This is a genomic window from Bacillus sp. FSL E2-8868, assembly GCF_038005505.1.
Lineage (GTDB): Bacteria > Bacillota > Bacilli > Bacillales > Bacillaceae_G > Bacillus_A > Bacillus_A mycoides.
Map to the genome: position 1 here is coordinate 715,068 of NZ_JBBOTI010000003.1, position 22,813 is coordinate 737,880.

At 35.9% G+C, this 22,813-nt stretch carries 19 protein-coding genes, 1 pseudogene and 1 riboswitch; of the genes and pseudogenes, 12 read left to right on the plus strand and 8 right to left on the minus strand.

Annotation, left to right across the window (positions count from 1 at the left end):
• The first annotated feature begins 32 nt into the window (after positions 1–32).
• From NSS74_RS24825 to NSS74_RS24855, 8 genes and pseudogenes are all read left to right on the plus strand, one after another.
• Positions 33–1,178: a glycerate kinase gene (locus tag NSS74_RS24825; protein ID WP_002124706.1), complete on the plus strand. Its 1,146-nt coding sequence runs from the start codon at positions 33–35 to the stop codon at positions 1,176–1,178.
• 270 nt (positions 1,179–1,448) lie between these two features.
• Positions 1,449–2,342 (plus strand): arginase, encoded by an 894-nt coding sequence (rocF, locus tag NSS74_RS24830; RefSeq protein ID WP_002029355.1) that lies wholly within the window; start codon positions 1,449–1,451, stop codon positions 2,340–2,342.
• A gap of 248 nt (positions 2,343–2,590) precedes the next feature.
• Positions 2,591–3,412 carry a diadenylate cyclase CdaA gene (gene cdaA / locus NSS74_RS24835; RefSeq protein WP_002124707.1) on the plus strand — a complete coding sequence of 274 codons (822 nt, stop codon included), beginning with the start codon at positions 2,591–2,593 and terminating at the stop codon, positions 3,410–3,412.
• Positions 3,405–4,940 carry a CdaR family protein gene (locus tag NSS74_RS24840; protein ID WP_340814442.1) on the plus strand — a complete coding sequence of 512 codons (1,536 nt, stop codon included), beginning with the start codon at positions 3,405–3,407 and terminating at the stop codon, positions 4,938–4,940. Before cdaA ends, NSS74_RS24840 begins: the two co-directional genes overlap by 8 nt.
• Positions 4,933–6,279, plus strand: coding sequence for a phosphoglucosamine mutase (gene glmM / locus NSS74_RS24845; protein WP_002029377.1), 1,347 nt, complete (start codon positions 4,933–4,935; stop codon positions 6,277–6,279). The genes NSS74_RS24840 and glmM overlap by 8 nt, the downstream gene beginning before the upstream one ends.
• A 286-nt stretch (positions 6,280–6,565) precedes the next feature.
• Positions 6,566–6,750: pseudogene (locus tag NSS74_RS28025) on the plus strand (hypothetical protein).
• Positions 6,751–6,762: 12 nt separating this feature from the next.
• Positions 6,763–8,565: a glutamine--fructose-6-phosphate transaminase (isomerizing) gene (glmS, locus tag NSS74_RS24850; protein ID WP_002029375.1), complete on the plus strand. Its 1,803-nt coding sequence runs from the start codon at positions 6,763–6,765 to the stop codon at positions 8,563–8,565.
• Positions 8,566–8,984: 419 nt separating this feature from the next.
• On the plus strand, positions 8,985–10,949 hold the full coding sequence (locus tag NSS74_RS24855) for a S9 family peptidase (protein WP_149190079.1): 1,965 nt from the start codon (positions 8,985–8,987) through the stop codon (positions 10,947–10,949).
• A 181-nt stretch (positions 10,950–11,130) separates the two neighbouring features.
• On the opposite strand, the gene NSS74_RS24860 is transcribed toward NSS74_RS24855, so the two are convergent.
• The 4 genes from NSS74_RS24860 to NSS74_RS24875 all read right to left on the minus strand — a co-directional run bounded on the left by NSS74_RS24860 (position 11,131) and on the right by NSS74_RS24875 (position 14,732).
• Complete coding sequence (locus NSS74_RS24860) at positions 11,131–11,637, minus strand: DoxX family membrane protein (RefSeq protein WP_002029373.1); 507 nt, start codon at positions 11,635–11,637, stop codon at positions 11,131–11,133.
• 247 nt (positions 11,638–11,884) lie between these two features.
• On the minus strand, positions 11,885–12,799 hold the full coding sequence (locus NSS74_RS24865) for a sigma factor regulator N-terminal domain-containing protein (RefSeq protein ID WP_340814443.1): 915 nt from the start codon (positions 12,797–12,799) through the stop codon (positions 11,885–11,887).
• Positions 12,799–13,290, minus strand: coding sequence for an RNA polymerase sigma factor (locus NSS74_RS24870; RefSeq protein WP_002029371.1), 492 nt, complete (start codon positions 13,288–13,290; stop codon positions 12,799–12,801). Before NSS74_RS24870 ends, NSS74_RS24865 begins: the two co-directional genes overlap by 1 nt.
• Positions 13,291–13,430: 140 nt before the next feature.
• Complete coding sequence (locus tag NSS74_RS24875; protein WP_061689452.1) at positions 13,431–14,732, minus strand: DUF5068 domain-containing protein; 1,302 nt, start codon at positions 14,730–14,732, stop codon at positions 13,431–13,433.
• 501 nt (positions 14,733–15,233) lie between these two features.
• Here NSS74_RS24875 and NSS74_RS24880 point away from each other — a divergent pair.
• Positions 15,234–16,010: an SDR family oxidoreductase gene (locus NSS74_RS24880; RefSeq protein WP_340814445.1), complete on the plus strand. Its 777-nt coding sequence runs from the start codon at positions 15,234–15,236 to the stop codon at positions 16,008–16,010.
• 48 nt (positions 16,011–16,058) lie between these two features.
• On the opposite strand, the gene NSS74_RS24885 is transcribed toward NSS74_RS24880, so the two are convergent.
• The 4 genes from NSS74_RS24885 to NSS74_RS24900 all read right to left on the minus strand — a co-directional run bounded on the left by NSS74_RS24885 (position 16,059) and on the right by NSS74_RS24900 (position 19,755).
• Complete coding sequence (locus NSS74_RS24885; protein ID WP_340814447.1) at positions 16,059–16,727, minus strand: methionine ABC transporter permease; 669 nt, start codon at positions 16,725–16,727, stop codon at positions 16,059–16,061.
• The gene (locus NSS74_RS24890; protein WP_002140121.1) at positions 16,702–17,742 is read right to left on the minus strand and encodes a methionine ABC transporter ATP-binding protein; all 1,041 of its coding nucleotides are present in this window, start codon (positions 17,740–17,742) and stop codon (positions 16,702–16,704) included. Before NSS74_RS24890 ends, NSS74_RS24885 begins: the two co-directional genes overlap by 26 nt.
• 12 nt (positions 17,743–17,754) lie before the next feature.
• Positions 17,755–18,567 carry a MetQ/NlpA family ABC transporter substrate-binding protein gene (locus NSS74_RS24895; protein ID WP_000756967.1) on the minus strand — a complete coding sequence of 271 codons (813 nt, stop codon included), beginning with the start codon at positions 18,565–18,567 and terminating at the stop codon, positions 17,755–17,757.
• Between the two features lie 85 nt (positions 18,568–18,652).
• Positions 18,653–18,766, minus strand: a riboswitch (SAM riboswitch).
• A gap of 80 nt (positions 18,767–18,846) precedes the next feature.
• Positions 18,847–19,755: an NAD(P)-dependent alcohol dehydrogenase gene (locus NSS74_RS24900; RefSeq protein WP_149190080.1), complete on the minus strand. Its 909-nt coding sequence runs from the start codon at positions 19,753–19,755 to the stop codon at positions 18,847–18,849.
• 145 nt (positions 19,756–19,900) lie between these two features.
• Here NSS74_RS24900 and NSS74_RS24905 point away from each other — a divergent pair, with 145 nt between their 5' ends.
• From NSS74_RS24905 to NSS74_RS24915, 3 genes are all read left to right on the plus strand, one after another.
• Positions 19,901–20,665, plus strand: a complete 765-nt coding sequence (locus NSS74_RS24905; protein ID WP_002191718.1) for a DUF6612 family protein — start codon at positions 19,901–19,903, stop codon at positions 20,663–20,665.
• 118 nt (positions 20,666–20,783) lie between these two features.
• On the plus strand, positions 20,784–22,220 hold the full coding sequence (locus NSS74_RS24910; protein ID WP_340814448.1) for an FAD-binding oxidoreductase: 1,437 nt from the start codon (positions 20,784–20,786) through the stop codon (positions 22,218–22,220).
• Entirely contained in the window at positions 22,217–22,750 is a 534-nt protein-coding gene (locus NSS74_RS24915; protein ID WP_012260185.1) for an MFS transporter, read from the plus strand. The genes NSS74_RS24910 and NSS74_RS24915 overlap by 4 nt, the downstream gene beginning before the upstream one ends.
• Positions 22,751–22,813: the final 63 nt, after the last annotated feature.

A 22,813-nucleotide genomic window follows, 5' to 3' on the forward strand; every position in this document is an offset into this window, starting at 1 on the left:
GAAAAAAAAGGATTGAATAAGGGGGGATAATTATGAAAGTTGTCATTGCATCGGATTCATATAAAGAAAGCCTGAAAGCTATAGAGGTATGTGAAGCTATTGAAAGGGGCTTTGCAGCAGTTTTTCCTAAAGCAGAGTACGTTAAAGTACCAATTGGAGATGGAGGTGAAGGAACGGTCGAATCTCTTGTTGGTGCTACAATGGGGGGAATTATATCACTTAATGTGACAGGGCCGCTTGGGGAGAGTGTGCAAGCCTATTATGGTATGTCTAAGGATAAGGAGACAGCATTTATTGAAATGGCGGCAGCATCAGGATTACAACACGTTCCAATTGAAAAGAGAAACCCACTTATTACAACGACAAAAGGGACAGGTGAACTGATATTACATGCATTAGATCAAGGAGCTAAACACATTATTTTAGGGCTTGGAGGAAGTGCTACAAATGATGGTGGGGCAGGTATGTTGTCTGCTTTAGGCGTAGAGTTTATTAATAGGAAAGGTGAAGTAATTGAGCCCTCTGGAGGAACATTACATTTGATTACTGCTCTTAACCTTTCTCGTATGGATACACGTTTGAAGGATATAAAGCTAGAAGCAGCATGTGATGTCGACAATCCATTAGTTGGACCAAAGGGAGCGTCTTTTGTATTTGGGAGACAAAAGGGTGCGAATGTAGAGATGATGAAAGAGCTAGACGGGAATTTAAAACATTATGCTAATATACTTAAACAGTACGTATCTTTTGATGTGTCCCTAATACCTGGTGCAGGGGCAGCTGGAGGAATGGGAGCCGCTGTCGTTGCAGTACTAAAGGGACAGCTAAGAAAAGGGATTGAAATTGTATTAGATTATACAAATTTTGATAAGTGTATAGAGGGTGCCGATCTTATTGTAACTGGTGAGGGAAGGATAGATGAACAAACAGCTTATGGAAAAGCTCCTGTTGGTGTCGCGAAGCGGGCGAAATGCCGTCATATTCCTGTAATTGCTATTGGTGGATCTGTATCTCCGAACTATACAATTGTTTATGAAAAGGGAATTGATGCAGTATTTAGTATTACAGCAAGTCCAATGACATTAGAAGAGGCATATAAAAGGGCAGAAGAGAATATAGAAATGACAGCGAGAAATATTGCAGCAGTGTGGAAACTAGCATCAGAAAAACGCTTCTAAGTGTAGAAGTGTTTTTTAAATTCAGTTATTTGAGGATATTTTGTGTAATTCTAGGTATTGATGGAGAAAGGCACGGATAAAAATATTAGCTGATAGAAAAGTTAGTTGGTTCATTAAGTTAACTTTATACATAGAATAGTTTGAAAATCGGGAGTCCAACGTAAATATAAGTGAATAAAATGTATATCCATGCAGAAAAATGTCGAGTTGAGTCAGACTATATAAAAGATTTAAAATATTTAGTGAAGGCATAAAAGGGGGATACTATCTATGAAAAAAGAAATCTCAGTTATTGGAGTTCCAATGGATTTAGGACAGATGCGTCGCGGGGTTGATATGGGACCAAGCGCGATCCGTTATGCAGGGGTAGTTGAAAGAATTGAACAAATTGGATATGACGTAAAAGATATGGGAGATATATGTATAGAGAGAGAAAAAGAAGTAGATGAAAATACAAAGTTACGAAACCTTACTCAAGTTGCAACTGTATGTAATGAACTAGCGACTAAGGTTGATCATATTATAGAAGAAGGTCGTTTTCCACTTGTATTAGGCGGTGATCATAGTATTGCTATCGGTACGCTAGCTGGTGTGGCGAAACATTATAAAAATTTAGGTGTTATTTGGTATGATGCACACGGTGATTTAAATACAGAAGAAACATCACCATCTGGAAATATTCACGGTATGTCACTTGCTGCAAGTTTAGGTTATGGACATTCTTCACTTGTAGATTTATACGGGGCATACCCGAAAGTAAAAAAAGAGAACGTTGTAATTATAGGTGCACGTGCATTAGATGAAGGAGAAAAGGACTTTATTCGTGAAGAAGGCATTAAAGTATTCTCAATGCATGAAATTGATCGTATGGGTATGACGGCTGTTATGGAAGAAACAATTGCGTATTTATCTCATACTGACGGTGTTCATTTATCATTAGATTTAGATGGGCTTGATCCTCATGACGCACCAGGAGTTGGAACACCTGTAATTGGTGGTCTATCTTATCGTGAAAGCCACCTAGCGATGGAAATGTTAGCAGAAGCTGATATTGTTACATCTGCTGAATTTGTTGAAGTAAATACGATTTTAGATGAGAGAAACAGAACAGCAACAACAGCGGTTGCTTTAATGGGTTCTTTGTTCGGTGAAAAACTAAAATAAATGTAAGAAAAGCAACTGAGAAGTTGCTTTTTTTATTTGAAAATAGGCGTATAATAATGACTTATATTATACTGTAGGATAATAAAGTTTGACATCTTACCAATTTAAGCTAAAGGGGGGCGTTTGTAATTGTCGTTTGGTTCATGTATGGTATAATTAACTAGTTGTTGGAAATACATACAGATAGAGCATAAAATAATATTTCAATATATGGATAGAATTGCTCGTAAGTAGGAGGAAGGGTTAGCATGCCTTTTGAAGATACGACCATTTTGAAATATCTTAGTACGGCATTAGATATTGCTGTTGTATGGTTTATTATATATAAGCTAATTCTTATAATTCGGGGCACGAAGGCTGTGCAACTTTTAAAAGGTATTACAGTTATTATTGTCGTCCGGATGATTAGTATTTTACTTGAATTGCATACGCTATATTGGCTAACGGAACAAGTATTAACGTGGGGATTTTTAGCCGTTATTATTATCTTCCAGCCAGAATTGAGAAGAGCACTTGAGCAGCTAGGACGGGGTAGCTTATTTTCGCGTGTGGGAAATCAGGGGGAAGATGAACCTGAAATTGTTGCAACAGCGATAGCTAAAGCAACGGAATATATGGGAAAACGTAGAATTGGTGCACTAATTACTTTGTCAAAAGAGACCGGGATGGATGATTATGTAGAAACGGGTATTCCGCTAAATGCAAATGTATCATCGGAATTACTCATTAATATTTTTATCCCTAATACCCCTCTTCATGATGGAGCAGTAATTATGCAGGGAAGTACAATTAAAGCAGCAGCATGTTACCTTCCGTTATCAGAAAGCCCCTTTATTTCTAAGGAGTTAGGAACTAGGCATCGCGCTGCAATGGGAGTTAGTGAAGTCACTGATAGTATTACAGTAGTTGTGTCGGAAGAAACAGGCCAAATTTCTTTAACGAAAAACGGTAAGTTACATCGTGATTTGAAGACAGAACAGTTGAAGGACATGTTGTTAGCAGAATTTAGTGGGAACGAAAAAACGACTTCTTCGTCTTTATGGAATTGGAGGAGAAAGCGTCATGGATAAGTTAATGGAGAATCATTGGTTTTTAAAAGGAATCTCATTACTATTGGCGTGTATGCTTTTCATGTCAGCAACTTTAACTGAAAAAAATACGACATCGAGTATATTACCTTTCGTAAATGAAACGAAAGAAACATTAACTGATTATCCTATTACCCTGAAGTATGATGAAGAGAAATATATTGTAAGTGGTATTCCATCAGGTGGAGTTAAGGTGAAGTTGGAAGGTCCAAAATCAGCAGTTGCTACAGCGAAAGCAAAAAAACAATTTGATATATCAGTTGATTTGCGAGATAGTCAAAAAGGAACTTATGAAGTTTCTTTAAAAGCGAATGGGCTTCCAGATGATGTGAAAGGAACAGTCCAACCAGCAACAATCAAAGTTACTCTTCATGAAAAAGCGAGAAAATATGTTCATGTAGACTTAAAATTATCAAATGAGGATCAGATGCCAGCGGGTGCTACTCTCGAAAAATCAAACATTAAACCTGATACTGTTGAGGTAGTTGGGACGAAAGAAGAAATCGAAAGTATTTCATCTGCTAAGGCGTATATTGATTTAAAAGGTGTTAATAAAACTGTTACAAAAACAGCCGAAGTTACATTATACAATAAAGAAGGAAAACGTTTAAATGTAAGAACGAGTCCATCTAAAATTAGTGTAACATTGAATGTGGCGACGCAAGCTACGGCCAATAATACTGAAAAAACTGTTCCTGTGACGTATACGAAAAAGGGGAGTTTGCCAGAAGGATTGACTGTTACAAATATTAGCGTTGAGCCGAGAGAAGTAACGATAGCAGGTCCAAAAGACATTTTGGATAATATACAATCTATAGAGGGGGTCGAGGTAGATTTTAGTCAATTGACGGATTCTACAACATTCGATGCCTCTGTTTTATTGCCAAAAGGTGTAACAAGTGCAAAACCAAATCAAGTGAAGGTTTCCGTAGGGGTACAAAAGGTAAAACAAACGAAAAGTAAAACTATTGATGGTATCCCGATTCAAAAAAGTGGAATTCCGAATGATGTTACTGCGCAGCTACTTTCGCCACAAGATGGAAAGATAAGCGTTGATATTTCAGGAGAAGCAAGTATAGTAGATAAAATAACAGCTGCTCAAATAACAGCGGCGATTAATCTTCAAAATGTATCTCCGGGGACGAAAGATGTTTCTATTCAAGTGAGTGGTCCTGGTAATATTTCGATAGAAGCAAAACAAAAAAGTGCTAAAGTCACAATTGTGAAGAAAGAAAAGCCGGATAAAGAAGTACAGGGTAATATTGAACAACCAGATTCAAAAAACAATCAAGAAAATCAAACTGAAAAACCAAAAAATCCTGAACCAGATCCAGAAAAGGATCAGGAAAAAGAAAAAGAAAAAGAAAAAGACAAAGACAAAGAAAAAGAAAAAGAAAAAGAAAAAGAAAAAGAAAAAGAAAAAGAAAAAGAAAATGGCCAAGAAACGAGCCAAGAACCAACAGTAGATAATCAAAAAGAGCACGAAAAAGGAGCGAATAATAATGGGTAAATATTTTGGTACAGACGGAGTACGCGGGGTTGCAAATAAGGAATTAACACCTGAATTAGCTTTTAAAATAGGACGTTTTGGTGGCTATGTATTAACAAAAGATACAGATCGTCCAAAAGTAATTATTGGCCGTGATACACGTGTATCTGGACATATGCTAGAAGGAGCTTTAGTAGCAGGCCTATTATCAACTGGAGCGGAAGTAATGCGCCTTGGTGTTATTTCTACACCAGGTGTGGCTTATTTAACAAAAGCTTTAGGGGCGCAAGCAGGTGTTATGATCTCTGCATCTCATAACCCAGTACAAGATAATGGAATTAAGTTCTTCGGTTCAGATGGATTTAAATTAACAGATGAGCAAGAAGCAGAAATTGAAGCGTTATTAGACAAAGAAGTTGATGAGCTACCACGTCCAACAGGTACTAACCTTGGACAAGTGAGTGATTACTTTGAAGGTGGACAAAAATATTTACAATACATTAAACAAACTGTAGAGGAAGATTTCTCTGGTTTACATATTGCTTTAGATTGTGCACATGGTGCTACATCTTCTTTAGCTCCATATTTATTTGCAGATTTAGAAGCTGATATTTCAACAATGGGAACTTCACCGAACGGTATGAATATTAACGCTGGAGTAGGTTCTACGCATCCAGAAGTGTTAGCTGAATTAGTAAAAGAAAAAGGTGCTGACATTGGTCTTGCTTTTGATGGTGACGGAGACCGTTTAATCGCAGTAGACGAAAAAGGAAACATCGTTGATGGCGATCAAATTATGTTTATTTGCGCGAAGTATATGAAAGAAACTGGTCAATTGAAACATAATACAGTTGTTTCAACAGTTATGAGTAACTTAGGTTTCTACAAAGCGCTTGAAGCAAACAATATTACAAGTGATAAAACAGCAGTTGGTGATCGCTACGTAATGGAAGAGATGAAACGTGGTGGATATAACCTGGGCGGAGAACAATCAGGTCATATTATCTTACTTGATTACATTACAACTGGTGATGGAATGTTAAGTGCACTTCAACTTGTAAACATCATGAAAATGACGAAAAAGCCATTATCTGAGCTTGCAGGCGAGATGACAAAATTCCCACAATTACTAGTAAACGTTCGTGTAACAGATAAAAAACTAGCATTAGAAAACGAGAAAATTAAAGAAATTATTCGTGTTGTAGAGGAAGAAATGAACGGAGACGGTCGTATTCTTGTTCGTCCATCTGGAACAGAACCACTTATTCGTGTAATGGCAGAAGCACCGACACAAGAAATTTGTGATGGGTATGTACATCGTATTGTAGAAGTTGTGAAAGCGGAAGTTGGAGCTGAATAATTTACCAAATTTGTTTTGAAAGGAGCACAAGAAGTGCTCCTTTTTCATATGTTTTATAGACAATGAAAAAAATTTCATTGACGATTTATATTGTTTGTTATACGATGGTCTTGTTCTTTTTCTCAAAGGAAATATTGTAAATTATAAAAGCGCCAGAACTACAAGTAGTGTAGTTGACGAGGTGGAGTTTATCGAGATTTCGGCGGATGACTCCCGGTTGTTCATCACAACCGCAATCTTTTACTTAAAACATTAAGGTGACTTAGTGGACAAAGGTGAAAGTGTGATGAGAGAAAAGGAACGGATGAATACTAGCTGTATAAGTATATACGGACTTTAACCCAATCGAGAGGAAGGTGAAAGCCGTTACAAGCTTACAGGGCTAGCAATATGTAATCCGTTTTTTTAATATAAATAAATGGTATCGGACTATGTCGTTACATGTTCGCAAAGCAGTGTAAGCATTTGTAACGGCGACTAAACATGTGTGGAATCGTAGGATTTATTGGAGAGCAAGATGCAAAGGAAATTTTATTAAAAGGTTTAGAAAAGCTAGAATATCGCGGATATGATTCAGCAGGTATTGCAGTACAAGCAGAGAACGGTGTTGTTGTATACAAAGAAAAAGGCCGTATTGCAAAACTTCGCGAAGTCGTAGAAGAGAACGTAGCAGCAAGCGTGGGAATCGGTCACACACGCTGGGCTACACACGGTGTTCCAAGCAAACTAAACGCGCATCCGCATCAAAGTACATCAAAACGCTTTACACTAGTTCATAACGGTGTAATTGAAAACTATGAGTTAGTGAAAAAGGAATATTTACAAGATGTAACGTTCGTAAGTGAAACAGATACAGAAATTATCGTGCAACTTATGGAACAACAAGTGAGCACAGGACTAAGTGTAGAAGAAGCGTTCCGTAATACGCTATCTCTTTTACATGGCTCTTATGCAATCGGATTACTTGATGCTGAAAATCCAAACATGATTTATGTTGCTAAAAACAAAAGCCCGCTATTAGTAGGTGTTGGTGACAACTTTAATGTTGTGGCGAGCGACGCTATGGCGATGTTACAAGTTACAGATCAATTTATTGAGTTAATGGATAAAGAAATCGTAATCGTAACGAAAGAAAGTATTACAATTAAAAACTTACAAGGTGAAACGATTGAACGTGCACCGTTTACAGCGGAATTAGACGCAAGTGATATTGAAAAAGGAACATACCCTCATTTCATGCTTAAAGAAATCGATGAGCAACCACTTGTAATCCGTAATATAATTCAAAAGTACCAAGATGAAAATGGCGAGATTGAACTGAATGAAGATATCCGTAACGCAATTTTAGATAGCGATCGTATTTACATCATTGCATGTGGAACAAGTTATCATGCAGGTCTTGTTGGAAAACAATTTATCGAGAAGTTTGCAAAAATGCCAGTTGAAGTGCATGTAGCAAGTGAATTTTCTTATAACATGCCATTATTAACAGAGAGACCATTCTTCATTTACATTTCACAAAGTGGTGAAACAGCTGATAGCCGTGCAGTACTTGTACAAACGAATGAAATGGGTCATAAAGCATTAACGATTACAAACGTACCTGGTTCTACGCTTTCTCGTGAAGCTGATTATACACTTCCGTTATACGCGGGACCAGAAATCGCAGTTGCATCAACGAAAGCTTACACAGCACAGCTTGCGGTACTTTCAATTTTAGCTGCGGACATTGCTAAAGCAAAAGGCGAAGTTCTTGATTTTGATTTAACACACGAATTAGGACTTGTAGCAAATGCAATGATAGAACTTTGTGATCAAAAAGAAGAAATGGACGCATTAGCAAAACAATTTTTAGCAACAACGCGTAACTGCTTCTTCATCGGACGTAGCGTAGACTTCTTCGTAGGTTTAGAAGGTGCGTTAAAACTAAAAGAAATCTCTTACATCCAAGCAGAAGGATTTGCTGGAGGAGAATTAAAACACGGTACAATTGCCTTAATCGAAAACGGTACACCAGTTATCGCACTTGCTACACAAGAGCACGTAAACCTTGGAATTCGTGGTAACGTGAAAGAAGTAGTAGCACGCGGAGCTAACCCATGTATCATCTCAATGAAAGGCTTAGAAATGGAAGGTGACAGCTTCGTATTACCAGCTGTACACGAAGCACTAGCACCGCTAGTAGCAGTTATTCCATTCCAACTTATCTCATACTACGCAGCACTTCACCGCGAATGTGACGTTGATAAGCCACGTAACTTAGCTAAATCTGTTACTGTTGAGTAGGAGATTGGTAGAGTAACTAGATTATTGTAAATTTAAAATAAAGTCACGACGTTTATAAAAAAGTTGTGAAGCTTTGCCCCTTTGGATATGATTATCTAAAGGGGCATTTTTGTGTCGAAAAAAAAGAACATCTAAAATCGATAAGTGGATTAAAGAGGGGCAAGGAACTGGCAGTGGGAGAGATTATCAGCCTTGTCTTGAAATTCAAGATGATCCCTCATTAGATCGGTCAATGGGATTTAAAAAGTATAAAAACCGGCAGACAACATGAGGTTTTATTGAATTTGGGATGGAATTACTTTTATTTAACTGAATTTTCTGTTGTTATTTCAGATATTCGTTGATGGAAAAAAACCACTGATTAGAGTTTCACTTTATTGAACAAATTAGATTACTAGACATTACGAAGGGGTTTATTAATGAAAATGAATGAAAAAACATATCTAAGTATAGAAGAGATTATTTCATTACCAACCTTATCAGGTACAAACATAAGTGACGATGGCAAAAATGTAGCATTTGTAAAGAAGACAGCTAACTGGGAAGACAATACGTATAGAAATTATGTATGGATATATGAAAAGGATAAAGAGCAGAGTTACCCACTAACAGATGGGGATATAGATAGCACACATCCATTATGGTCTCCAGATTCTAAGACTATTGCATACCTTAGTCAAGGCGGTGACGGAGCTAATACAAATCAGATCTTTGTTAAGTCAATAGATGGTGGTAGTAAGGTTCAAATTACGGATGAGAAGGAAGGAGTTAATACATTCAAAAGGGAGCCTACTGGTAAAGGTTTTTATTATGTTGCCCAGTCAAAAGAATGTGAGGAAATAAAGAAGCGTAAGGAACGATATGGAGATTTCCACCATGTAGGTAAGGAACATCGGAATAATTGTTTATACTACGTTGAAATAGAAAAAGGGATACAAAATGATAAAGGGGAACGGAAGGTTAGCAGTGTTTATCAACTAACGAATGGTAAGGATTTTTATATACATAACTTTGATATTTCAAATGATGGGACAAAGGTTGTATTTATGGCTACACCAAGCCTAAACGATCATATGAATGGTGATCTATACATATTAGATGTTGAAGCTGAGGAACTACAAAAGATGAATGTAGATAAGTTGTTGGGCGGGAGCGTTTGCTTTTCTCCTGAGGGCAGCAAAATATGTTACTCAGCAAGCATAAGGGAGAAGGAGTACTATAGAAACCATATACAAGAAAGTACATTAGAGATATATGATATGAATACTGGAGAGGTAATTCAGCCTCTAACAAACTTTGATAGTACGGTTATGCCATTACAGTGGACAGATAAGGGGATTTTAATTAGATGGCAGGATAAAACTAATTATCTCATTGGGTTGCTATGCGAAGATGGCACTGTGGAAATGTTAAGTGACAAAGTAGATGGCTTTATAATGGATGCTTCTATAACAAGGGATGGACGTCATATATCCTATAGTAAGGCCATAACAAATGAAACCTTTGAAATCTATTTAGACGATAAAAAAATAACGGATGAAAATAGCTTTTTTAAAGGGAAGCTGAAAAGTAACAGGGAAATAATCTCATGGCAAAGTAGTGATGGTTTTGAAATAAAGGGTGTTTTATCAACCCCAGTAGATTTTGATGCCAACAAAAAATATCCTTTATTAGTAGTAATCCATGGTGGTCCGGCTTGGGCATCTTTTCCGATATTCTCAGACTGTTTTAATGAGAAATATCCGATTGAGCAGTTTATCGAAAAAGGCTTTATAGTTTTAGAGCCAAACTATAGAGGAAGTTCTGGCTATGGTAATGAGTTCTTAAAAGCCAACTATAGAAAACAGGGAATTGCTGACTACGATGATGTTATATCTGGAGTGGATAAACTAGTTGAGCAAGGGATTGCAGATAAAGATAGAGTAGGGGTTATGGGATGGAGCAACGGGGGATATATATCAGCTTTCTGTTCTACATTTAGTAATAGATTTAAAGCTATTTCAGTTGGAGGTGGAATTACTAACTGGAGTACCCATTATGTGAATACAGATATACCTTACTTTATTAGAATGCATTTAGGAAATACTCCATGGAATGATCCAGAGATATATACGAAAACATCACCAATGACGTATATTAAATCAGCCTGTACGCCTACCTTAATCCAACATGGCGAAAAGGATGCAAGGATTCCAACTTCCAATGCATATGAGCTATATCAAGGGTTAAGGGATATGGAAGTTGATACAGAATTAATTATTTTTAAAGGAATGGCATATAGTTCTGATCAGCCAGGAATTAATGTGGCTATTATGAAGCAGAATTTGATGTGGTTTTCACACTATATTCTTGGAGAAAGTATGAAAGGTTTTAGGGTTTTATAATGGCTTGTTTTAGTCTTTAAGCTTTTTAGGTGCTTGAAATAAAGTCGTACACATTTATCCGGTTATATATGATTGAGTTTAACATTTCGGATAAGGCAAACTGTGAAATATTTTGGTGTAAATGAGAAAAGAGCCTGAATGTAGGCTCTTTCCTTATTTATATTTAAAAGATGAACTATTCTTATGCAGTTTTACTTAATTTATATGCTTCACGGTTATTTTTTTTGAAAAGTTTTGGGAAAACATAACCATCTAATCCAATACGTCCAGCATTATGTCCTGCAACTAAAATGAACATAGTTAAAATAAGTAGGTTTGGGTTTACACTAACAGTTCCGCTTAATAAAAATGAAAGGTTCATTATGATGCCGAAAAATGCAGCTGTTTTTGTTAATCCACCCAAAATCAAACCTAGACCTACTAAAATTTCTCCCCATTGAACTAAAAAGCTAAATAGGTCTGCGTTTGGAAGAACAAAATGTTGAAGAAAATCTGCCCACCAACCTTGTACTGCAGGGTGGTCACCTGATGCTTGAGCGATAGCTCCTTTTAGAAAACCACTTGCATCAAAAGACTGTCCAAAAACTTTTCCTATTCCAGCAGCGAGCCATGCATATCCTATGTAAAGTCGTAAAAATAATAATATGAAAGTAGCGCGTTTATCAGTTCTTAAAAAATTGATAACCATTGAAATCCCTCCAATGTATTGTATTTACATGTTTATTATATATCCATTGTGAATAAATTCACAATGGATAAAGTGTGAACAAAAATTATGATTTTTCATTTGTACATAAAGTATTTGGAAATATATTGTTTGGAGGATGAATAATACATGAAGGGAGCTCTCCACTAAAATAGGTTGCTCCCATAGTAAACAGATTCATGTACGTTCTTTTAACTAGCTACTATTAGTTTATCTTGTCTTTTCCTTATTATTTCTCTGGTTTTATATAAGGAACAACTTGTGCAGTAGCCCCTACAGAAGCACCGCGAATAAAGTCTTGGTTTTCTAATTCCTTAAAGTTTTCCGTTTTTCCTGTTAGCACAACCCCTAAGATTTTCACTTGATCGAATGGTTTGTTTTCGTTTGATTTTAAAAATTTTTGAATGTCCTTGTCATACCCATCATTATATTGTTTAAGGGAATCAAAGAACCTTTTGTACGATTCTTCGGGAGGGGTTCCTGGCTCAAATCCGTAAACTGGCATACCAGCAGGGCCTCCGCTCTCATCTCTAATAGGTGAGACCATATATAGCCATACGATATTTAAGTTAACCGGTATTTTTGTTTGAATTTCTTTTAATGTATAAGGTTGATCGAAAGAGATAGCGACTTCCGCAACATAGTTTTCCATTTTGGAAACTGCACTTAATTCATTTTTGACTCCATCGTAATATTCCTTGATGGCCGGATTATAAAATGTAGCAACTTTATTTTTCGTTTGTTTATCGTAATTATAAGACTCTTTATTAGACCTACCCCAATGAGTTCCTGGTATTAACTCATTGTAATCGATGTTAGAGCGAAACCAATCGTAAGGGCTTGTCAGTGTATTCCATCGCACTACGTAACCATTAATGTTTTTAGAACGATTGGATGTGATATTGCCGCCAAACATAGATGAACTACTCGTTACTTGAGAATCAATTTGTATATTCGGTTCTGCAATTGCGTTATGTAAAAAGAGTTTTTCGTGAAGCTTCGTAGAGCTTTTTGCTGCGAAGTAATTGCCAACTTTATAAAATATAGGGATAAGTATGATTACAACGATAATAGAGGTAATAATATTTTTAAATAACTGTTTTCTTTTAGCTTTTTTTAATGCATCTTTTAAAGAAGTATCCATTAAGGTTTTCCTCCTATTTTTGAGTGAACTGCTTTACGTGCACGATGTAACTTCTGTTTGACGCTGTTTACTTGAATATCTAGTATTAGGGCGATTTCCTCATATGAAAAGTTGTAGTAGTACTTTAAAAAGAAGGCTTCTTTATATTCTAGTTTTATATCTTTTAATAGATAGAAAATCTCATCTTTATTTAAAACAGCGTCTAATTCTCGGTCGGTATATTGTAATTTTGAATAAATCTCTTCAGTTAAATAGATGTTTTGTTGCTCTTTTTTCCTTTTCAAGTCAATGTATTCGTTTAATGCGACTCTGAAAAACCATGGACGTATGTTACCCTCGGTTAGATCATCTAGCAATGTGTATACTTTATAGAAGGTATTTTGGATGATGTCTTCTGCATCTTCTTTTATAGCCCCTTTCGCTAATAGTAGTTTGAACACTTCCTCTCCTAAATTGATAAGATAGGAGGTCAATATATTTTCTTTTCCCATCACTTTTCCTCCCTACACTTATACAACGGATAGGTAATGATAAATGTATACACTTAAATTAAAATTTTGTTCTTTATACAAATAGAAAAGGCATATAACAATCATATGTTATATGCCTTTTCTATTATATGTTTAGTAATCTATTTAGGTAATGTAAATTTAGCTTTTTTACCCTGTGAAATATCTTTTGCTTCTTTATTTCTCATAGGTCCTAACTCAATCTCGAAGCTTTTGTCTTTCAAAATCTTTTCATACTGCTCTTGGTCTAAAATATATACTTGCAGCAATTCTCCAGATGTTCCAGTTTTAACTGCAGCGTTATAGTCGTAATTTAATAGCATACCTTCATTAATCGTATATTGTGTACCATCATTCACTCTTAATGTAGAGCTTATAGGAGATAGTGAAACGTCTTGAGCATCTTTGTTATCAAGCTTGAATTTTACTGTTAACAGAACAAGACCGTTTTTAAAATTTGCAAAGCGTGGAGCTTCGACGGAATTTGGTGTGAATTGAGTGAATTGGTATCCGTCTAATGTAACATTAACAGCGCCTAATTCTTGGCTGTTATTAATACTTGATTTCTCTTTTAACATTTTTTTATCGCCCATGTTATTAGCTGTAGCTTTATCTTGGTAGAAAGTGTTATCTGTTGCAACCTTTTCAGCACCTTGTTTGTTTAAACTTAATGAAAAGCTTCCAGGACTTCCGATTGGAGCATCAAATTTTCCTTTATTAGCTTGTGCAGTTGGGACTGTGACTGAGACCGTTGAGAGATTTGAAATTTTTGCTAGATCATCTTTTCCGAATGGATAAGCGATATAACCAGAAATAGTTTCTCCTGCTTTTACTAAGTAATCATTCGTTGGAGCAAGCTTAGTTGGTAGCTGATCTTCTGTTGGAATTAAATCTCTATAGTTACTATATGCTTTCTGAGCACCAGTAAATGACATGTCCAATGCTGGCATATAATAAATATCTTTAGCTGAACTATTTTTTACGCTGTAGTGTACAAGAATAACTCCGCCCTCTGTTTGACGATTAAACGGAATGTCGAAGTTTGTATGGAATCCATTTAATTCAACTAATGTATAACCATTCATTGTTACTGAAACATCTTCAGCTTTATAGACTTGTGGTTCCTTATTTTCAAAAAGAACTTTTGTTTTACCACCTGTTTCTTTTTCCATATAGGAAATCAGCTTAGAGTAATCGCTTGAGCTAGTAGCTGTATTTTCAGGCTTTTTATCTTCAACTTTTTTATCTTCGGATTTTTTTTCTTCAGGTTTATTTTCTTTCGTTGTATCCGTTTTTTCTGTTTTGTTTTCTTGCGTTACATCTTCTTTTTGTTCTTTATTTGTCGTATCGCTTTGACCACATCCAGTTATTACAAAAGCTGCTACGATTAGTGTAGAAAATAAAGAAAGTAATTTTTTTGACATGTTTCTTCCCCCTATTTGTTTAAAACCAGTTGGGTCTGTATAATCAGACCCTTTATATCTCTCACATTAGCCCCACGTTTTATTATAAGAAAGTGAACCAGTATTTACCAGTGTTTTTCTGATTGTTTTTATTATTTTGATATCTTAATGGTTATTTTTAATAGAAACATAGTTAAAGCTTATATAGGTAATTACAATATTTTTCCGCCAAAAGAGAGAGAAGATTATCTTTTCTATTTTAAATATTGAATCTTTTTGTTAGAGTAAATAATAGAGATATATTGAAAGGGGGACAAAGACTCGATATGTGGATGAACTTGTAATGATTAGAAATTAGATAGATGAATTTTTCTCTCGTAAGTGAGGGTTTATTTAGCTATCTGTAAATCATTCAAGGAATGCATATTTAGCTTGTACATCCCCTTTGTAAGGATAGATGCCTATGTGGGGGAATTTATATCTCTTATATAAAATATGCGTCCTTTAAACTTGGAGGAGTATATGATGAATCAATTGAAAAATAAAGTAGCTGTTGTTACAGGTGTTAGTCGTCTAGACGGTATAGGAGCAGCTATTTGCACGGAGTTAGCAGAGGCTGGATACGATATATTTTTTACGTATTGGACAGAATACGATAAAGAGATGCCTTGGGGCGTTGATAAAAATGAACAAATACAATTAAATGAAAAGTTGATACAAAACGGTGTCAAAGTATCGAGCATGGAGTTAGATCTAACTCAGAATGATGCATCAAATCAGCTTATAAATAAAGTTACTGAACAATTAGGGTACCCTCATATATTAATTAATAATGCAGCATATTCTACAAATAATGATTTCTCTAATTTGACTGCTGAAGAACTAGATAAGCACTACATGGTAAATGTTCGTGCGACTACATTGTTAAGTAGTCAATTTGCCCAAGGTTTTGATAAGAAATCTGGTGGTAGAATTGTGAATATGACGTCGGGACAATTTAAAGGACCTATGGCAGGAGAATTAGCGTATGCAACAACGAAGGGAGCAATTGACGCTCTTACTAGTACGTTGTCAGCGGAAGTGGCCCATTTAGGGATAACAGTGAATGCAATTAATCCAGGTCCAACTAGTACAGGATGGATGACTGAGGAGATAAAGCAAGGATTAAGACCGATGTTTCCTTTCGGCAGAATTGGTGAGCCAAAGGATGCAGCAAGACTTATTAAGTTTTTAGTGAGCGAAGAAGCCGAATGGATTACAGGGCAAGTTATTCATTCAGAAGGTGGATTTAAGAGATAATTTTATAATTAAAAAGAAGGTATCTCATTTCAATGAGATACCTTCTTTTTAATCTTTCTTCAATCTTCGTGCAACACCATTCCCTAAAGACTGTAATCCTTGAACGAGGATAATCAAAATAAAGACTGTTGCATACATTACTTCAGGTTCATAGCGTAAATGTCCGAATCGATATGCTAAATCACCAAGGCCGCCAGCACCTACAAGTCCAGCCATTGCTGTTGCACCGATTAAGCCGATCGTTGCGATTGTTAATCCAAGTACGAGAGACGGGCAAGCTTCTTTAACCATAACGTGCCAAATGATTTTTAAAGTAGAGACTCCCATTGCTTGATATGCTTCAATGACACCGCGATCCACTTCTAATAAAGCAGTTTCCATTAAACGGGCAATGTAAGGGGCTGTGAAGACCACCAGTGGTACGATAACACCTTGCACGCCAATGGACGTTCCCATTAGAAACTTTGTAAAAGGTAAAATGAAGAATAATAGAATGATAAACGGAAGAGAACGAATGATATTAATAACTGTATTAAGAATAGGATAGATAATTTTATTTTCTCGCTGTCCACCAGGTCTCGTTAAAACAAGTGTGACACCGAGTGGTAATGCAATAAGAATAGAGATAAGTAGTGAAATAGATGTCATTTGAAATGTTTGAATTGTTGCTTCCCATATTACGTTACCCCACTCATCCAAAAAGGACTTGTTTCCCATAATCTGTTCTACCTCCTTCTACGATGATCCCTTGTTCTTGTAAAAATGATAAGGCACGGTGTACTTCACTTTTTTCACCTTGCATATGAACGATCAGTTTTCCATATGCCTCATGTTTTAACTGCGTAATATTGCCTGATAAAATATTCGGATATACGTGGAAACGTTTTGTAGCGATAGCTAACGCTGGTTCTCCTGAAGCGGTTCCTATAAATGAAAGTGTTACGATTTCCCCGGTGCTTTGTAGTTCTTTCTGTACATCTTCTGGAATTTTAGCTGCAAACGCGCTATTTACAAATTTCTTCGTTGTTACATGTTGTGGGTTTGTGAAAATATCTTTTACGGTTCCACTTTCGACTACCGCCCCATGTTCCATTACAGCAACTTGGTCACAAATACGCTGGATGACATTCATTTCGTGTGTAATTAGCAAAATCGTAATTCCGATTTCTTCGTTGATCTTTAATAATAAATCAAGAATAGAATCGGTCGTTTCCGGATCTAATGCGCTCGTTGCTTCATCACTTAATAAAACTTCAGGCTCATGAGATAGTGCGCGAGCGATCGCTACACGTTGTTTTTGACCACCAGATAATTCACTTGGATAGGCATCTTTTTTATTAAAGAGATCAACAATGCGTAAATACTTTTCTACCCTTTTTTCAATTTCATTTTTGGGAAGACCAGATAGACGTAAGGGTAGTGCGATATTTTCATAAACGGTAACGGTTTTAAGTAAATTGAATCCTTGAAAAATCATGCCGATCTTTTTTCTCGCCTTTGCGAGTTCTTTTGTCGATAAGGTTGTTAACTCTTGTTCATTTACAATGATATCTCCTGTCGTTGGTTTTTCTAATAAATTTACACAACGGATTAATGTACTTTTACCAGCGCCACTATATCCGATGATTCCAAATACTTCGCCCTTTTTTACTTTAAGGGAAGTTGATTTAAGAGCCTCAACATTCCCTTTTTTTGTTGTAAATACTTTGGAGACATTTTTTAATTCAATCATTATAGTCAGCTCCTACCAAGACGGTAAAACAGAACCATCGAATTTTTTCTCAATGAAATCTTTTACTTCTTTAGATTGATAAGCTTTCTTTAATTTATTAACAACAGCATCATCTTTATTTTCGGTACGAACAACGACCCAATTCACATATGGTGAATCTTTTCCTTCGCGGAAAATAGAATCTTTCGCTGGGCTTAATTTTGCACCTAATGCAAAGTTTGTATTAATTGCAGCTGCCTTTACTTCACTTAGTTGTGTTGGTAATTGAGATGCCTCTAATTCAACAATCTTTAAATTTTTCGGGTTTTCAATTACATCTTTTGCAGTCGCTTTTTCTGTAGCTTTTGGATCAACCTTTAAAACACCTGCTTTTTCAAATAGCTTTAAAGCACGAAGCTCATTTGTTGGATCATTTGGGACAGCGATTGCATCGCCCTCTTTTAATTCTTTTACATCTTTTAAGCTTTTAGAATATACACCCATAGGGAATGTTACTGTGGAAAATACTTCAGTTAATTTCATGTTGCGTTCAGCTTTAAATACGTCTAAGTAAGATTTAGTTTGATAGCTATTTACATCGAGGCTTTTTTCATCTAAAGATACGTTTGGCGCTACATAATCATTAAATACCTTTACATCAATTTCGAGACCATCTTTTGCTGCCACTTCTTTTACCTTTTCAAAAATTTGTTCATGCGGTCCGCCTGTTACACCGACAGTAATCTTTTTCTCATCTAATGCTTTTACCTCTTTATCAGAATTAGCACCACATGCACCTAACAATAATACAGCTCCGCTTACAATACTTAATAACACCTTTTTCATCTATAATTCCCCCTTAATATACGTTCCAAAATAAAAAGCACCTCTCAAAAATAAGAGAGGTGCCGAATAGACGAAATAGGTTCCTCTCTTATCTTCCAAAACGAAAATCGTTCTGCAGGAATTAGCACCTTAGCTTATACGTTATAAGCTCGGTTGCCGGGCATCATCGGGCCAGTCCCTCCGCCACTCTTGATAAGAGTATGTGTATGTAGTTTTTAAATATGGTACTAATAGTAAATCTTACAAAAAGAATTGTCAATATTATTTTCTGAATATATTTTATTTTAAGGTAATCGAAACGTTCCCTTTTTTATGTCCCTTTTCCACATACATATGAGCTTCAGCAATTTCTTCTAATCGGTAAGTTCTATCAATAACGGGCTTTAGTTTTTCCGTTTCGACTAGTTTTTTTAATAGAATCATATCCTCTTTACTTACCTTGGCCATCATTCCATTAACAGATACATATTTTCCATTGGGTGTTAATGTATTTGTACAAAGGGATTTTTTATACTTCCCAACTGCATCAAATATAATATCGTAGCATTTGCCTTGCTTAGTAAAATCTTCTTTCGTATAATCAATTACTTTATCAGCTCCTAAAGATTGCACGAGTTCAAAATTTGAATTACTACAAACAGCCGTAACGGTCGTGCCGAAATATTTAGCAAGTTGTACAGCAGCTGTTCCTACTGATCCGGAGGCACCATATATGAGCACTTGTTGCCCTTTTTTTATACGGCCCTTTCTCAGGAAATGTAATGCTGAAGTTCCACCAAAAGGAATAACTGCCGCTTCTTCATACGTCACATTGGTAGGTTTTAATGTTATTAATCCACTTTCATGTACGCATGTGTACTCGGCATAACCACCGAGGTTTAGTTCTGTTAATGCAAAAATTGGATCACCTTTTTTAAATTGAGTTACATCTGTTCCTACTTCCTCGATTTCACCGGATAACTCTACGCCGAGTACAGGTTTTCTCGGTTTTCTGAAACCTAATATGATCCGCATAGGAATCCAAAATAAGAGGGGGCTATTAAAGCCGCGTATTCTACAATCTCCAGTCGTTACACTTGTTGCGTGAATTTTAATTAATACTTCGTTCTTTTTAGGTGTAGGTTTCTCTATATTTTGAAGATGAAGAACGTTAGGTGGTCCATACTGTGTGCAAATGATCGCCTTCATAATGACCTCCTGAAATGAGTTGTTGTTATTTACATCATATTTAAAACTCTCATCAAACATGTCGCTATATAGCGAATAAAGATTAAAAATTATATAGATTTCGTAGGAAAAGAGGTGATATTATTTTGAGAAAGGGGGCGACATTATGAAAAAAACTATTTTTATTTCAAGTTTAGTGCTTGCAATCAGTCTGGGGGTAGGGTGTAGCAATGAGAAAACAACAAAGACTGATGAACCGAAAAAAGAAGCCATGCAAAAAGAAAAGGAATTAGCAGCGAAGGATGTTTTCAAGAAAACGAACGAAGCTTTTAAAAATGAAGAAAATGTAACGATGACATATGATGTAGGGATAAAAGCTGAGGGAACAGAGATGGATATATTAAAGGCTAAGATGCAATTAGAGCCAAAGACAAAGAATTCTCGTTCTGAAATGAATATTTCTGGTACAGATGTTGTAGTGTATACAGTGGATGGTAAAGTTGCTGGTGAGGTGAAAAACCCTAATACAGGAGAAGTTATAACCGTACCAGAGGAGCAATTAAACGCTGGTGGAATGAAAGCGACTCAAGATATTATAGATAAGTTAGAAGTACCAGCAGTAGTTTTAGATAAAATGAAGATGGAGAAAAGCGGAGATAAATATAAACTGAAATTTACATTAAAAGGGCAAGAAACAGAAAGTATGTTAACTAGCATGGATGAAACGCAGAAGAAAATGCTACAAGCACAAAACGCAAAGATAGAAGAAGTGGATGCAGAATATATCATTACAAAAGATTTTAAATATGAATCAGCGAAGATAGATATGATTATGAGTAGTAATGGTAAGGATAAGGCACACATTATTACGAATGCAAAATATACATCGTACGAAAAGTTTGAGCCAATACAGCTGCCAGCAGCAAAGTAACAGTCTTGATGAGGGAGGGACCTAAAATAAAGGGTCTCTCTCTTTTTTGTTAATACCTTCTTCGTAGGAAAGTAGGTACAATATGAAGAGGAAGAACGTTAGAAGAGGAGAGTGCCATTTGAAAAAAAGAAAGATAGCAGTTGTTATTGTAGCGTATACAGTGTTGCTCGCGACATCTGTATATACATACAAAGGGCAACTGGATCATCCTATTATGAGTGATGTAGGGAAGTTGCTTCCAACGAAAATTAAACGTGTTGAAAATGCTGAGGATGAACGTTCATTAAAACAGTTAGTGCAAGATGCAAATGTTTCTGGAGAGAAGATTTCTATTGCAGGTATGCAACATAGCCAAGGCGGACAGACGTATTATCCGAACGGTACGATGCTTGATATGAAAGGATATAATAAAATATTAGAATTCGATCCGGAGAAGAAGAGGATTAGGGTGCAAAGCGGTGTCACATGGAATGACATTCAAAAGAAAATCAATCCATATGGTCTTGCAGTTCAAGTGATGCAATCTCAAAATATTTTTACTGTTGGTGGTTCATTAAGTGTAAATGTACATGGGCGTGATATTCGTCATGAAGCATTGATTGATACAGTAGAGTCGTTCAGATTGTTAATGGCAGATGGTACGGTGCGTAATGTAAATAGAGAAGAAAATGCTGACTTGTTTCCATATGTAATTGGGGGATATGGATTATTTGGTGTGATTTTAGATGTGACGCTACAGTTAACAAACGATGAATTGTATGAAACGCATACGAAAGTACTAGATTATAAAGAATACTCTTCATACTTTAAGAATAAAGTGCGAAGGGATGAGAATATACGTATGCATTTAGCACGTATTTCTGTTGCCCCAAATTCATTTTTAAAAGAAATGTATGTAACAGATTATGTACTGGCAGAAGATCAACAGAAGCTGGGAGAGTACAGCAAATTAAAAGAAGAAAATATTATAGCTGCGCCGAAATTTTTACTTGGGTTATCACGTTATAGTGACTGGGGAAAGGGCGCATTTTGGGATATACAAAGAAGTTATTTTGAACGTACAGATGGTAAGTATGAAACTCGAAATAACGTAATGAGATCTGATAGTGCTTTTATGGAATACGATAATCCAAACTTGACCGAAGTTTTACAAGAGTACTTTGTACCGATAGATGGTTTTGCAGAGTATATAGATGATTTGCGAAGCGTTTTAAATGAAGAGGAATTAAACCTACTTAACATTACAATCCGCTATGTAGAAAAGAATGAGAATGCGGTGCTATCTTATGCGAAAGATGATATGTTTGCGCTTGTGCTTCTAATTAATCAAGGGCGTTCTGAAGATGAAATAAAGAAAACAAAAGTGGTCATTCAAAAGATGATTGATGTTACGTTAAAGCATAATGGAAGTTATTATTTACCGTATTATTCTTATCCGGAAAAGGAGCAACTAAAGAAAGCGTATCCTCGCATAGAAGAATTCCTTCAGAAGAAGAAGGAAGTAGACCCAGAGGAAAGGTTTGTGAATTTATTTTATAAGGAGTATAGCAAATGACATATAGAAGATTTGTAGCCTCACAAAGCATTATTATGATGGCAGGTAGTATGGTATTTCCTTTTTATATACTATTGCTTCGAAATGTAGGAAATAGTTTCTCGCAATTTGGCTGGGCGTACGGCTTATTTGCCTTAACTTCAGCTCTAGTATATCCGTTAGTTGGAAGAATCTCTGATAGGGTAGGTGATAGAAAGTTATTAATTATATACGCATGGTCCATGGCTATATTAATGCTTTTTTTCCCTATTGCAACAGAAGTTTGGCATGTATACATTCTCCAAATTTTAATGGGTATTTTAGGTGCTGTGCAGCGTAATACGGAGAAGACATCGTTAGCACGAAAGGTAGAACAGAAAAAAGCTGGTTATGAGATTGGAAAATATCATGTGTGGACATCGGTTGGAGGAGCAGTAGCAGTTATTGCAACGGGATATTTAGTAGATTTCTTTACGATTGGCACCATTTTTTATATAGCATCTATTTTATATGCAGTGAGTGGAATTGTATTAAGTAGCAAAAAAATATAATCATACCCATTTTTACCTGATTACCCTTTATTTGTTATACTTATGGAGAAGACAAAAGAAAAG

Bases quoted from the DNA above. Each gene is read 5' to 3' on its own strand.
- NSS74_RS24840 (WP_340814442.1), top strand. From the start codon at position 3,405: ATGGATAAGTTAATGGAGAATCATTGGTTTTTAAAAGGAATCTCATTA.
- NSS74_RS24855 (WP_149190079.1), top strand. From the start codon at position 8,985: ATGAAAATGAATGAAAAAACATATCTAAGTATAGAAGAGATTATTTCA.
- glmM (WP_002029377.1), top strand. From the start codon at position 4,933: ATGGGTAAATATTTTGGTACAGACGGAGTACGCGGGGTTGCAAATAAG.
- NSS74_RS24900 (WP_149190080.1), bottom strand. From the start codon at position 19,755: ATGAAGGCGATCATTTGCACACAGTATGGACCACCTAACGTTCTTCAT.
- rocF (WP_002029355.1), top strand. From the start codon at position 1,449: ATGAAAAAAGAAATCTCAGTTATTGGAGTTCCAATGGATTTAGGACAG.
- cdaA (WP_002124707.1), top strand. From the start codon at position 2,591: ATGCCTTTTGAAGATACGACCATTTTGAAATATCTTAGTACGGCATTA.
- NSS74_RS24825 (WP_002124706.1), top strand. From the start codon at position 33: ATGAAAGTTGTCATTGCATCGGATTCATATAAAGAAAGCCTGAAAGCT.
- NSS74_RS24895 (WP_000756967.1), bottom strand. From the start codon at position 18,567: ATGAAAAAGGTGTTATTAAGTATTGTAAGCGGAGCTGTATTATTGTTA.
- NSS74_RS24860 (WP_002029373.1), bottom strand. From the start codon at position 11,637: ATGGTTATCAATTTTTTAAGAACTGATAAACGCGCTACTTTCATATTA.
- NSS74_RS24890 (WP_002140121.1), bottom strand. From the start codon at position 17,742: ATGATTGAATTAAAAAATGTCTCCAAAGTATTTACAACAAAAAAAGGG.
- glmS (WP_002029375.1), top strand. From the start codon at position 6,763: ATGTGTGGAATCGTAGGATTTATTGGAGAGCAAGATGCAAAGGAAATT.
- NSS74_RS24885 (WP_340814447.1), bottom strand. From the start codon at position 16,727: ATGGGAAACAAGTCCTTTTTGGATGAGTGGGGTAACGTAATATGGGAA.
- NSS74_RS24880 (WP_340814445.1), top strand. From the start codon at position 15,234: ATGATGAATCAATTGAAAAATAAAGTAGCTGTTGTTACAGGTGTTAGT.
- NSS74_RS24905 (WP_002191718.1), top strand. From the start codon at position 19,901: ATGAAAAAAACTATTTTTATTTCAAGTTTAGTGCTTGCAATCAGTCTG.
- NSS74_RS24865 (WP_340814443.1), bottom strand. From the start codon at position 12,799: ATGGATACTTCTTTAAAAGATGCATTAAAAAAAGCTAAAAGAAAACAG.
- NSS74_RS24915 (WP_012260185.1), top strand. From the start codon at position 22,217: ATGACATATAGAAGATTTGTAGCCTCACAAAGCATTATTATGATGGCA.
- NSS74_RS24875 (WP_061689452.1), bottom strand. From the start codon at position 14,732: ATGTCAAAAAAATTACTTTCTTTATTTTCTACACTAATCGTAGCAGCT.
- NSS74_RS24870 (WP_002029371.1), bottom strand. From the start codon at position 13,290: ATGGGAAAAGAAAATATATTGACCTCCTATCTTATCAATTTAGGAGAG.